Annotated in this window: 9 protein-coding genes and 1 pseudogene; 2 read left to right on the forward strand and 8 right to left on the reverse strand. The window is 67.8% G+C overall.

Annotated elements, in window-relative coordinates; translation table 11 throughout:
- Positions 1-9: 9 nt before the first annotated feature.
- The 6 genes and pseudogenes from A6745_RS04945 to A6745_RS04970 form a co-directional block, all read right to left on the reverse strand.
- On the reverse strand, positions 10-1,248 hold the full coding sequence (locus A6745_RS04945) for an MFS transporter (protein WP_066124397.1): 1,239 nt from the start codon (positions 1,246-1,248) through the stop codon (positions 10-12).
- Positions 1,249-1,389: 141 nt separating this feature from the next.
- The gene (locus tag A6745_RS04950) at positions 1,390-3,405 is read right to left on the reverse strand and encodes an acetyl/propionyl/methylcrotonyl-CoA carboxylase subunit alpha (RefSeq protein ID WP_066125759.1); all 2,016 of its coding nucleotides are present in this window, start codon (positions 3,403-3,405) and stop codon (positions 1,390-1,392) included.
- 160 nt (positions 3,406-3,565) lie between these two features.
- A complete protein-coding gene (locus A6745_RS04955; protein ID WP_066124399.1) occupies positions 3,566-5,173 on the reverse strand; it encodes a carboxyl transferase domain-containing protein in 1,608 nt (535 codons plus the stop codon).
- A 383-nt stretch (positions 5,174-5,556) separates the two neighbouring features.
- Positions 5,557-6,740, reverse strand: a pseudogene (locus tag A6745_RS04960) (acetyl-CoA C-acetyltransferase).
- 131 nt (positions 6,741-6,871) lie between these two features.
- A complete protein-coding gene (locus A6745_RS04965) occupies positions 6,872-8,050 on the reverse strand; it encodes an isovaleryl-CoA dehydrogenase (protein WP_066124401.1) in 1,179 nt (392 codons plus the stop codon).
- A gap of 174 nt (positions 8,051-8,224) precedes the next feature.
- Positions 8,225-8,614 (reverse strand): MerR family transcriptional regulator, encoded by a 390-nt coding sequence (locus A6745_RS04970; RefSeq protein ID WP_066124403.1) that lies wholly within the window; start codon positions 8,612-8,614, stop codon positions 8,225-8,227.
- 84 nt (positions 8,615-8,698) lie between these two features.
- On the opposite strand from A6745_RS04970, the gene A6745_RS04975 reads away from it, so the two are divergent.
- Positions 8,699-9,760 carry an MBL fold metallo-hydrolase gene (locus tag A6745_RS04975; RefSeq protein WP_066124405.1) on the forward strand — a complete coding sequence of 354 codons (1,062 nt, stop codon included), beginning with the start codon at positions 8,699-8,701 and terminating at the stop codon, positions 9,758-9,760.
- 12 nt (positions 9,761-9,772) lie between these two features.
- Here the strand turns inward: A6745_RS04975 and A6745_RS04980 are convergent, their stop codons facing one another.
- On the reverse strand, positions 9,773-10,399 hold the full coding sequence (locus A6745_RS04980) for a LysE family translocator (protein WP_066124407.1): 627 nt from the start codon (positions 10,397-10,399) through the stop codon (positions 9,773-9,775).
- Positions 10,400-10,539: 140 nt separating this feature from the next.
- On the opposite strand from A6745_RS04980, the gene metC reads away from it, so the two are divergent.
- On the forward strand, positions 10,540-11,736 hold the full coding sequence (gene metC / locus A6745_RS04985) for a cystathionine beta-lyase (RefSeq protein ID WP_066124409.1): 1,197 nt from the start codon (positions 10,540-10,542) through the stop codon (positions 11,734-11,736).
- A gap of 101 nt (positions 11,737-11,837) precedes the next feature.
- On the opposite strand, the gene A6745_RS04990 is transcribed toward metC, so the two are convergent.
- Complete coding sequence (locus A6745_RS04990) at positions 11,838-12,476, reverse strand: thiol:disulfide interchange protein DsbA/DsbL (protein WP_066124411.1); 639 nt, start codon at positions 12,474-12,476, stop codon at positions 11,838-11,840.
- Positions 12,477-12,479: the final 3 nt, after the last annotated feature.

Consider the following 12,479-nt stretch of genomic DNA (forward strand, 5'->3'; position numbering starts at 1 on the left):
CCGGTCGCATTACTTGCCGCCATGCAGCGACTTCAGCTTCCGCAGTTCCGGAAACAGCCACATCCACAGCGCCGCCACGGCAACGGTGCCGAAACCGCCCACCACCACGGCGGGCACGGCGCCCATCCACGCCGCGCTCAGGCCGGCGCGGAATTCGCCCAATTGGTTCGACGTGCCGATGAACAGCGTGTTGACCGCGCTGACGCGGCCCAGCATCTCGTCGGGCGTATTCAGCTGCACCAGCGATGAGCGTACGACCACGCTGATGGCATCCGAGGCGCCCAGCAGCACCAGCGCCGCCACCGACAACGGGATGGACGTGGAGAAGCCGAACACCACCGTGGCCAGCCCGAACAGCATCAGCGCGCCGAACAGCATCGGGCCGACGCGCTCGCCCAGCACGTTGTAGCGCGCCAGCATCAGGGCCATCAGCACGGCGCCGCAGGCCGGCGCGGCGCGCAATGCGCCCAAGGCCCATGGCCCGGCCTGCAGGATGTCCTTGGCATAGATGGGCAAGAGCGCCACGGCGCCGCCCAGCAGCACGGCGAACAGGTCCAGCGACAACGTGCCCAGCAACACGCGGCGCTGGAAGATGAAGGTGATGCCGGCGAACAGCGTGCGCAGCGTGGTGACTTCGCGGCGCGGCGGCGCGCGCTCGACGACCATGGTGATCATGCAGACGAACGAGACCAGGTACATGGCCGCGGCCAGGCAATAGATCCAGCCCGCGCCCAGGCCGTAGCCCACGCCGCCCAGCGTGGGGCCGGCAATCATCGCCACCTGGTTCGACGAGGTCGACATGGCGGTGGCGCGGGGGATCCAGGCGCGCGGCACGATGGCCGGCAGCAGGGTGGGCAGGGTGGGCGCCTCGAAGGCGCGCGCCGAACTGATCAGCACGATCATGGCGTACAGCAGCGTCCGGCCACCGACGCCGTACAAGGCCACCGACGCCAGCACCAGGGCGGCCACGGCCTCGATGACCATGCAGGTGGCCACGATCCTGCGCCGGTCGTAGCGGTCGGCCACGTGGCCGACGGCCAGCGTCAGCACGGCCATGGGCAGGAACTGCGCCAGCCCGATCAGGCCCAGGTCCAGCGCGTTGCCGGTCAGTTCGTAGACCTGCCATCCCAATGCCACGGAGACGATCTGGAAGGATAGCGAGGCGCCGAAGCGGCCGGCCAGGAAATGCAGGAAGGCAGGCCGCGACAACGGACTGGGGGAATCGGCGAGAGCAGGATCGGCGGACATGGAATGGCGCACAGGGCGCACGGACGGCGCCGGGAAGCGGAGATTCTAGCCATGCCCTGCTGACATCGGACTAACGCGGATGTAACCCGCGCGGGTAAGCCACGGATGACGATCCATCGATACAACCCGCGGCTTGCCCAATCAGCCCTGCGCGGCCTCCAGCGCCACCAGTTCGGCGCCTTCGGCCACCTGGTCGCCCACGCTGTAGAAGACCTCGCGCACCTCGCCATCGGCGGGCGCCGAGATCGTGTGCTCCATCTTCATGGCTTCCATCACCAGCAGCGGCTGACCCTTCTTGACGGCATCGCCGGCCTGAACGCCAATCGAGATGATCTTGCCCGGCATCGGCGCGGTCAGGCCGCCGCCATGGCCCTGCTCATCGTCGCCCGCGTGACGCAGCGCGTCATGGCGTTCGAGCACGTGCACGGTGTCGCCGCGGAAGACATGGAACTGGTCGCCGTGGGCCACCACGGTGCCGCCCACTTCACGGCCATCCAGCACGATGCGCAGCGCATAGGCGTTCGCATCTCGGGACTCCACGCGCCAGGACCAGGCCCGCGCCCCCGCGCCGCAATCGATCGTCCAGCCGTCCGCCTGGCGCGTCGCGGCCACCTTGCGCATCTGGCCGCCGTCCGCCCAGTCCAGTTGCTGCGGCAGGCGTCCGCCCACCCGCCAGCCATCGCGCGCGTCCCACGGATCCGCCGCAGCCTCCGAGGCATGACCCATGCCCTGCCGCGTCAGCCAGGCCGCGCTGGCCAACGCCAGGGTATCCACATCGGCCGGTTGCGGGGCGGGCAGCAGCGTGGCGCGGCGCCGCTCGATCAGCCCGGTATCCAGGTCGGCCGCGGCGAAGGCTTCGTCGCGCATCAGGCGGCCCAGGAAAGCCGCGTTGGTCTGCACGCCCACCACGCGCGTCTGCGCCAGCGCCCGCAGCATGCGCAGGCGCGCCTGGTCGCGGTCGGCGCCATGCACGATCAACTTGGCGATCATGGGATCGTAGAAGGGCGTGATGGCGTCGCCGGCACGCACGCCGCCATCGACACGGACATCGCCATTGACGAAGGCCGCATGGGTGGGCAATTCCAGGTGCGTCAGCGTGCCGATGGAAGGCAGGAAGCCGTTGTCGGGATTTTCGGCATACAGGCGTGCCTCGATGGCGTGGCCCGTGATGCGCAGGTCCTGCTGGCGCGCCGGCAGCGGCTGGCCCGCGGCCACGCGCAACTGCCATTCCACCAGATCGTGTCCCGTGATCAGTTCGGTGACGGGATGCTCGACCTGCAGGCGGGTATTCATCTCCATGAAGTAGAAACGGCCGTCGGGCTCGGCGATGAACTCGACCGTGCCCGCGCCCACATAGCCCACCGCGCGCGCGGCGGCCACGGCGGCGTCGCCCATGGCGCGGCGGCGCTCTTGCGTCATGCCGGGCGCGGGCGCTTCCTCGATCACCTTCTGGTGACGGCGCTGCACCGAGCAGTCGCGTTCGAACAGATAGACGCATTCGCCATGCGTGTCGGCGAACACCTGGATCTCGATGTGGCGCGGCTTCTGCAGATAGCGTTCGATCAGCACACGGTCGTCGCCGAAGCTGGAAGCGGCCTCGCGCCGGCACGACGCCAGCGCATCGGCGAACGCGGCCGAACTCTCGACCACGCGCATGCCCTTGCCGCCGCCGCCGGCGCTGGCCTTGATCAGCACGGGATAACCGATGGCGTCGGCCTGCGCTTGCAGGAAGACCGCGTCCTGGTTGTCGCCGTGATAGCCCGGCACCAGCGGCACGCCGGCTTTCTCCATCAGCGTCTTGGCGGCCGACTTGCTGCCCATGGCGGCGATGGCCTCGGCGGGCGGGCCCACGAAGGTCATGCCGGCCTGCGCCACCGCGCGGGCGAAGTCCTCGTTCTCCGACAGGAAGCCGTAGCCGGGATGGATGGCCTGCGCGCCGGTGTCGCGCGCGGCCTGCAGGATGACGTCGGCGCGCAGATAACTGGCGCGCGGCTCGGGACCGCCGATGCGCACGGCCATGTCGCAGGCCGCCACGTGGCGCGCCTGGGCGTCGGCGTCGGAATAGACCGCCACGGTGCGGATGCCCAGGCGGCGGGCGGTTGCGGCGACGCGGCAGGCGATTTCGCCACGGTTGGCGATCAGCAGGGTATCGAACAGGTTGCTCATGGGGCGGGTCCGAAAAGAAGTCGTTCTACAGCGGCGGAGCCTCATCCGGATACCGGCGGGACCTTGTTTTGGGGGCCGCCGATGCCGGTCCTCGGAAGGGACGGAATGAGGATTTGCTTGGCACGGCAAGCGCGTGAAGGGCTGGCCTGTCCTACATGCGGAACACGCCGAAGCGCGTGTCCTCGATCGGCGCGTTCAACGCCGCGGACAGTCCCAAGCCCAGCACGCGCCGCGTATCGGCGGGCGTGATGATGCCGTCGTCCCACAGGCGCGCCGTGGCGTAGTACGGATGGCCTTCGCGCTCGTACTGCTCGCGGATCGGCGCCTTGAAGGCTTCCTCTTCCTCGGCCGTCCACTGGCCGCCCTTGGCCTCGATGCCCTCGCGGCGCACCGTGGCCAGCACGCTGGCCGCCTGCTCGCCGCCCATCACCGAGATGCGCGCGTTGGGCCACATGAACAAGAGCCGCGGCGAATACGCCCGGCCGCACATGCCGTAGTTGCCCGCGCCGAACGAGCCGCCGATCAGCACCGTGAACTTGGGCACGGCCGCGGTCGCCACCGCCGTCACCATCTTGGCGCCGTGGCGCGCGATGCCTTCGTTCTCGTACTTGCGGCCCACCATGAAGCCCGTGATGTTCTGCAGGAACACCAGTGGAATCTTGCGCTGCGCGCACAGTTCGATGAAGTGCGCGCCTTTCTGCGCCGATTCGGAAAACAGGATGCCGTTGTTGGCCACGATGCCGACCGGCATGCCGTGGATGTGCGCGAAGCCCGTGACCAGCGTGGCGCCGAAGCGCGCCTTGAATTCGTCGAACTCGGAGCCATCCACGATGCGCGCGATGACTTCGCGCACGTCGTAGGGCTTGCGCGTATCGGCCGGAATGATGCCGTTGAGTTCGGCCGGGTCGTAGCGCGGCTCGCGCACGGCCTGCAGGGCCAGCGACTGCGGCTTGGCCAGATTGAGCCGCGCCACCGCGCCGCGCGCCAACTGCAAGGCATGCAGGTCATTCGCGGCCAGATGGTCGACCACGCCCGACAGGCGCGTATGCACGTCGCCGCCGCCCAGGTCTTCCGCGCTGACGATCTCGCCCGTGGCCGCGCGCACCAGCGGCGGCCCGCCCAGGAAGATCGTGCCCTGGTCGCGCACGATGATGGACTCGTCGCTCATGGCGGGCACATACGCCCCGCCCGCCGTGCACGACCCCATCACCACCGCGATCTGCGCGATGCCCTGCGCCGACATGTTGGCCTGGTTGAAGAAGATGCGGCCGAAGTGATCGCGATCCGGAAACACGTCATCCTGGCGCGGCAGGTTGGCCCCCCCCGAATCCACCAGATACACGCAGGGCAGGCGATTCTGCGCGGCCACTTCCTGCGCGCGCAGATGCTTCTTCACCGTCAGCGGATAGTACGTACCGCCCTTGACCGTCGCATCGTTGCAGACGATCACGCACTCCTGCCCGGAGATACGCCCGATGCCCGTGATGATGCCAGCGCCCGGCGCCTCGCCGTCGTACATGCCATGCGCGGCCAGCGGCGACAGTTCAAGGAACGCACTGCCCGGGTCCACCAGACGCTCGACCCGCTCACGCGGCAACAGCTTGCCCCGCGCCGTATGCTTGGCGCGCGCCGCCTCGCTGCCACCCAGGGCGGTCCGCGCCATCTGCGTGGACAGATCATCCAGTTGCGCCTGCATGGCGTGCGCGTTGTCGGTGAACTCCTGCGAACGCGGGTTGATGCGGGATTCGATAATCGGCATATCGCTTTGTCTCTGTTGTCACGCTCGCGCGGCGTGGGTTGCGCGGTGCTTTTTTCTTTCTTTTGTACTGGCTTGTGTTGCTGGTCTCAGTGTGGGTTCTTGAGACGTCCTTCATGCGCCTTCGGCCATCGCGCCGGCCAAGTCGTCGGGCTCGGGCGCGCCATCAGGCGCCTTCGGCCGCTACGCGGCTTCCCCTCCTTCAATTGGCCGTCACGATGGCCGAAGGCGCATGAAGGACTCAAAGCAATGCTGGTTCTCACATCCCTTTCAATCCAGGGGTGGGGGGATGGGGTGCAGTGACGGACATTGCACTGGTGCGGCATCGTTGCGGCGGGGTAGGCCGCCCCGCCGCAACGATGCGACTCAAGAACTCAGATACCCGCTCAAACCATCTCGATAGCCATGGCCACCGCTTCGCCGCCGCCGATGCAAAGCGTGGCGACGCCCTTCTTGCCGCCGGTCTTGCGCAGGGCGCCGACCAGGGTGGCGACCAGGCGGGCGCCCGAGGCGCCGATCGGGTGGCCCAGGGCGGTGGCGCCGCCATGCACGTTCACCTTGTCGTGGGGCAGGTCGAAGTCCTTCATGGCGGCCATGGTGACCACCGCGAAGGCTTCGTTGATTTCGTACAGGTCGACGTCGGCGGGCGTCCAGCCGGTCTTGGCGTACAGGTTCTTCAGCGCGCCGACCGGCGCGGTCGTGAACCATTGCGGTTCTTGCGAGTGCTGCGTGTGAGCCACGATGCGGGCCAGCGGCGTGCAGCCCAGCTTCTTCGCGGTCGATTCGCGCATCAGCACCATGGCGGCGGCGCCGTCGGAGATCGACGAGGCGTTCGCGGCGGTGACCGTGCCATCCTTCTTGAAGGCGGGCTTGAGCGTCGGGATCTTCTCGGGCATCGCCTTGGCGGGGGCTTCGTCGGCATCGATCACCGTGTCGCCCTTCTTGCCGGCCACCGTGACCGGCGCGATTTCCCACTTGAACGAACCGTCTTCGGTGGCGGCGCGCGCGCGCGCCGCAGCGATTCCAGCGAGAAGGCGTCCTGCGCCTCGCGGGTGAATTCGTATTTGGTGGCGCAGTCTTCGGCGAACACGCCCATGGCGGTGCCGCGCGAGTAGGCGTCTTCCAGGCCGTCCAGCGCCATGTGGTCGTACACCGTGGCGTGGCCGTAGCGGTAACCCTGGCGGCCCTTGAGCATCAGGTAGGGCGCGTTGCTCATGCTTTCCTGGCCTCCGGCGACGACCACGTCGGCCGTGCCGGCCAGCAGCAGGTCGTGGCCGAACATCGCGGCCTTCAGGCCCGAGCCGCACACCTTGTGGATGGTCGTGCACGACACGCCCAGCGGCAGGCCGGCGCCCAGCGCGGCCTGGCGGGCCGGCGCCTGGCCCTGGCCGGCTTGCAGCACGTTGCCCATGATGACTTCGTTGACCTGCTCCGGCTTCAGGCCGGCGCGTTCGACGGCGGCCTTGATGGCGACGGAACCCAGCTCATGGGCGGCCAGGCCGGACAGGCTGCCCAGCATGCCGCCCATGGGCGTGCGGGCGACGGAAACGATAACGACGGGATCGGACATGATGAAGCTCCTGGGAATCGGGACGAAGCGGGCGCCGGCGCGGCACGGCCCGGGCGCTGCCGCCTGAAGGTAATCGTAAGGGATAAATTCATTCAGCCGCAGGGGTGGCGTCCACGGGCGGACGCGCGCCCTCAGGCCGTTTCGTTGAACAGCTCCCGGCCGATCAGCATGCGGCGGATCTCGCTGGTGCCGGCGCCGATCTCGTACAGCTTGGCATCGCGCCACAGGCGGCCCACCGGGTACTCGTTGATATAGCCGTTGCCACCCAGGATCTGCACGCCTTCGCCGGCCATCCAGGTGGCCTTCTCGGCGGTGTACAGAATAAGGGCTGCGCAATCCTTGCGCACCTGGCGCACGTGCTCGCGGCCCAGGCTGTCCAGGTTCTTGCCCACGGCGTAGCAGAAAGCGCGGCTGGCCTGCAGCACGGCATACATATCGGCGATCTTGCCCTGGATCAGTTGGAACTGGCCGATGGCCTGGCCGAACTGCTTGCGGTCGTGGATATAGGGCACGGCCACGTCCATCACGGCCTGCATGATGCCCAGCGGCCCGCCCGACAGCACGGCGCGCTCGTAGTCCAGGCCGCTCATCAGCACCTTCACGCCGCCGTTGACTTCGCCCAGCACGTTCTCGGCGGGCACCTCGCAATCCTGGAACACCAGTTCGCCGGTGTGGCTGCCGCGCATGCCCAGCTTGTCCAGCTTCTGCGCCACCGAGAACCCCTTGAAGCCTTTCTCGACCAGGAAAGCGGTGATGCCGCGCTGGTGGGCCTCGGGATCGGTCTTGGCGTAGACCACCAGGGTATCCGCGTCGGGGCCGTTGGTGATCCACATCTTGGTGCCGTTCAGCACGTAGCGGTCGCCCTTCTTCTCGGCGCGCAGCCGCATGCTGACCACGTCGGAGCCGGCGCCCGGCTCGCTCATCGCCAGCGCGCCCACGTGCTCGCCCGACACCAGCCTGGGCAGGTAGCGCGCCTTCTGGTCGTCGTTGCCGTTACGGAAGATCTGGTTCACGCAAAGGTTGGAGTGCGCGCCGTAGGACAGGCCCACCGAGGCGCTGGCGCGGCTGATCTCTTCCATCACCACCATGTGGGCCAGGTAGCCCAGGCCGGTGCCGCCGTACGCTTCGCTGACCGTCATGCCCAGCACGCCCAGGTCGCCGAACTTGCGCCACAGGTCCATCGGGAACTGGTCGGTGCGATCCACCTCGGCGGCGCGCGGGGCGATCTCTTCCTGTGCGAACGCGCGCACGGCGTTGCGCAGCATGTCCAGATCTTCGCCCAGATCGAAACTGAGGCCGGGAATATCCATGGTCGTCTCCGTGACAGTAGGCACTTACTTTTATGGTGTGCTTCGTAGTCGCCGACACGTCGTGGCCGGCTGCGCCATCATGCGCGCCGCTGGCGTGCGGAGCAATGATGCAGTGCAACTATAACGTTTACGTAAACGTAAAGTAGACAGGGAAAACCCGTAACCCACCGCGCGTCAGGGAATCACCCTGCCGTGCGCCAGCAGCTCGCGGCAGTTGATCTCCTGGTTCTCGATTTCCTGCAGGGTCTCGTCGATGTCGCGGCGCTGCTGCTCCAACTGGGCGCGATGGCGGGCCAGCACGTTCAGGTACTCGCGCAACTGCGAGGCCGTGTCGACCGGGCTTTCGTACATGTCGATCAAGGCCCGGATCTCGGACAGTTGCAGGCCCAGCCGCTTGCCGCGCAGCGCCAGCTTCAGCCGGGTGCGGTCGCGCGTGCCGTAGACGCGGTTGCGCCCGTCGCGCGCCGGACTGACGATGCCCTGGTCTTCGTAGAAGCGGATCGTGCGGGGCGTGATGGCGAACTCGCGGGCGAGATCGGAAATGGTCCAGGTTGACGGCGGCATGCGATGTATGGCAGTTTACGTAAACGTAAATTATGCTGGCCGGCCTGCCCCGTCAAGCCGCCGCTTTCACGCAGGCCCCCGCAGATGAATCCCAACGAACATCAACTCCAGTATCCCTGGGGCGACGCGCAACCCGAAGCCGGCGCCTCGCAAACCGTGGCCGACGGCGTCAAATGGATCCGCATGCCGTTGCCGTTCGCGCTGGACCACATCAACCTCTGGCTGCTGCGCGACGAGATCGACGGCCGCCAGGGCTGGACCATCGTCGATTGCGGCATCTCGCGCGAGGAAGTGAAGACGCTCTGGAACCAGGTGTTCGAATCGCAGCTGGAGGGCCTGCCGGTGCTGCGCGTCATCGTCACCCACATGCATCCCGACCACGTCGGCCTGGCCGACTGGCTGTGCGAGCGCTGGAACGCGCCGCTGTGGATGAGCATGACCGACTACGTCACCGCCTGCCTATGGTGTTCGGATAAAAGCGGCTCGGGGCCCAACGGCGAGGCCGCGGTGCGCCACTTCGCCCGCCACGGGATGACCGATCCGGATTCGCTGGAGCAGATCCGCCAGCGCACGGGCTATTACATCAACCTGGTGCCGTCCATGCCACGCCGCTACGTGCGCCTGCTGCACGGCGACACGGTGCGCATCGGCGGCAACCCATGGCAGGTCATCGTGGGCTACGGCCACGCGCCCGAGCACGTGTCGCTGTACAGCGACGCCCTGCGCGTGCTGATCTCCGGCGACATGGTGCTGCCGCGCATTTCCACCAACGTCAGCGTATTCGCGTACGAACCCGAAGCGAATCCGCTGCCGCTGTATCTGAATTCACTGGACCGCTATGAAGGGCTGCCGGGCGACACGCTGGTGCTGCCCTCGCATGGCCGTCCGTTCAAGGGCCTGCACGAGCGCATCGCGCAGCAGCACAGCCACCACGCCGACCGCCTGGCCGAAGTGCTGGAAGCCTGCGCCACGCCGCAGTCGACTTCCGACATCGTGCCGGTGCTGTTCCGCCGCAAGCTGGACCTGCACCAGATGACCTTCGCCATGGGCGAGGCGCTGGCGCACCTGCATGCCTTGTATTTCGAGGGCAAGCTGACGCGCGCGCAGGGCCAGGACGGGATCGTGCGGTTTACCGCGGCGGCTTAGGGCCCGTTGACACTAACGGCTGGACGCCACCAGCCGCAGCGCCAATCCCACGAATACCACCGCCGCCAGGCGGTTCAACACGCGCTGCGCCAGGGGCGAGCGCTGCAGCAGTTCGCCGAATGCGCCCGAGAAGAACGCGATGGCGCTGAACACCAACAGCGCCGCCACCATGAAGGCCACGCCGAGCTCGACGATCTGCAGGGCCAGCGGGCCGGCATCGGGCTGCGTGAACTGCGGCAGGAAAGCGAAGAAGAACAGCAGCACCTTGGGATTGGTCAGGCTCATGAAGACGCCGCGCCGGTACAGCGCCAGCGACGACATGCGCTCGGGCCGGTCCACGCCGCTGGCGCCCACCGGCGCGCGCCACGCGCCCCAGGCCAGATAGGCCAGGTATGCCGCCCCCGCCAGTTTCAAGACCGTGAAGGCCACGGGCGACGCGGCAACGATCCCCGCCAACCCCACCGCCACCGCGGCCGTATGGCCCAGCACGCCGGTGCACAGGCCCAGCACCACCATCATGCCCGCGCCGCGCCCCCACATGGCGGATTGCACCAGCACGAACAGGTTGTCCGGCCCGGGCGCCAGGGCCAGCAGTACGGCGATACCGAAGAAGGCGATGAGGGCGTCCAGGGGAAGCATGCGGGTCTCCGTTTTTTCCGGGCGCCCGCGATGCAGCGGATCGCGGGCAATGCCGCCGATGATACGGGAAGCCCGGCCCGCCGGGCGGGGGGTATAAGATTGGCCCAGCCATCTCTTTCCGAACCTTGCCGCATCGCTCCATGTCCTCAGACTCCAGCAAGCACATCGATACCGTCCTGCAGCACACCGGCACTGCCCGCTTCGATCCCGACACCGGCGTGGCGCCCGTCAATCAGCCGCCCGTCCGCGCCAGCACCGTGCGCTTCCGCGACCTGAGCGCGCTGGAAAACGCCTACCGCCGCAAGGCCGCGGGCGAGCGCGCCATCACCTATGGCCGCGCCGGCATGGACACGCACCTGGCGCTGGAAAGCATCTTCAACGAACTGGAAGGCGGCACGCATTGCTACCTGTCCTCGTCGGGCATGGCCAGCAACACGCTGGTGTTCATGGCCCTGCTGTCGGCGGGCGACCACGCGCTGGTGGCCGACTGCGTGTACGGCCCCGTACGCGAGCTGCACGACGCGGTGCTGTCGCGCCTGGGTATCGAGATCACGTATTTCTCGCCCGATGCCGACCTGGAAACGCTGGTGCGGCCCAACACGCGGCTGCTGTATGCCGAGTCGCCGGGCTCGCTGCTGTTCCAGATGATGGACATGCCCGCGCTGGCCGCCTTCGCCAGGAAGCACGAACTGGTGCTGGCCACCGACAACACCTGGGGCTCGGGCTACGTGTACCGCCCGCTGGAACTGGGCGCGCATGTCTCGGTGATCGCCGGCACGAAGTACGTGGGCGGCCACTCCGACCTGATGCTGGGCGCGGTGGTGACCCGTGACGACGAGATCGCCCGCCGCCTGGGCGGCACGCAATACGCGATGGGCTATTCGGTCAGCGCGGACGACGTCTGGCTGGCGCTGCGCGGCGTACGCACCATGCCGATCCGCATGGCGCAGCATGCCAAACACGCCATGGCCGTCTGCGAATGGCTGGCCACGCGGCCCGAGGTGTCCCGCATCTACCATCCGGCGTGGCCGCAGGACCCGGGCCACGCGCTGTGGCAGCGCGACGCCACGGGCTCGAACGGCATGCTGGCCGTCTCGCTGAAGCTGTCGCCCACGGCCGCGCGCCGTTTCGTCGAGGCGCTGACGCTGTTCGGCATCGGCTTCTCTTGGGGCGGCTTCGAAAGCCTGGTGCAACTGGTGTCGCCAAAGGATCTGGCGACCCATGCCTATTGGCAGGAAGGCGAGCTGGCGGCGGTGCGGCTGCACATCGGCCTGGAGGATCCGCGCGATGTGATTGCGGACCTGGAGCAGGCGTTGCGCAAGGCCGCAGAGTCGTAAACCCTGCCATGCCGCCGATGCACCTGCGCATCGGCGCCCGCCATGAAAAAGGAGCGCACCGAGCGCTCCTTTTTGTCTGGCGGGCCCGAGGACGCGCCGAATCAGCGGTTACCGGCGCGCGCCAGCGGGATCAGCTTGTCCACTTCCTTCAGCGCGCCATCGTAGCTGTTGCCGGCCATCACGGGCGAGGTCAGGAACTTGCCGCCCACGGTGAACGACGGGGTGCCGTCGATCTGCGAGGCCTGGCTCAGTTGGTCGGCGCGCTGCACCTGGCTGGTGACGCTGAACGAGTCGAACACGGATTCGAACTTGGCGCGGTCCACGCCTTGCGAGGCCACCCACTCGGCGATGGCCGACTTGGTGAACAGGCGCTTCTTCTCGACGTGGATGGCATTGAAGACCTTGGGGTGCAGGTCGGCGCGGTCCATGGCCTGCAGCGTGTAGTACAGCTGCTGCAGCGGCTTCATGCCGGCGTTGAAGGCGATCGGCACCTGCTTGACGACCACGTCCTGCGGCGCCTTCTTGGCCCATTCCTCGACCATGGGCTCCATGGCGGCGCAGTGCGGGCAGGTGTAGGCGAAGTACTCGACGACCTCGATCTTGCCCGGGGTGTCGGACGGCAGGGCCGGGGTGAGGACCTTGTAGGCCTGCGTGCCCTGGGCCTGGCTGGCCGGGGCGAAGAAGCTCATGGCGGCCAGCGCGGCGGCGGCGACGAAACGGGTGAAGGTCTTGGACTGCATCAG

The organism is Bordetella ansorpii (assembly GCF_900078705.1).
Lineage (GTDB): Bacteria > Pseudomonadota > Gammaproteobacteria > Burkholderiales > Burkholderiaceae_B > Bordetella > Bordetella ansorpii_A.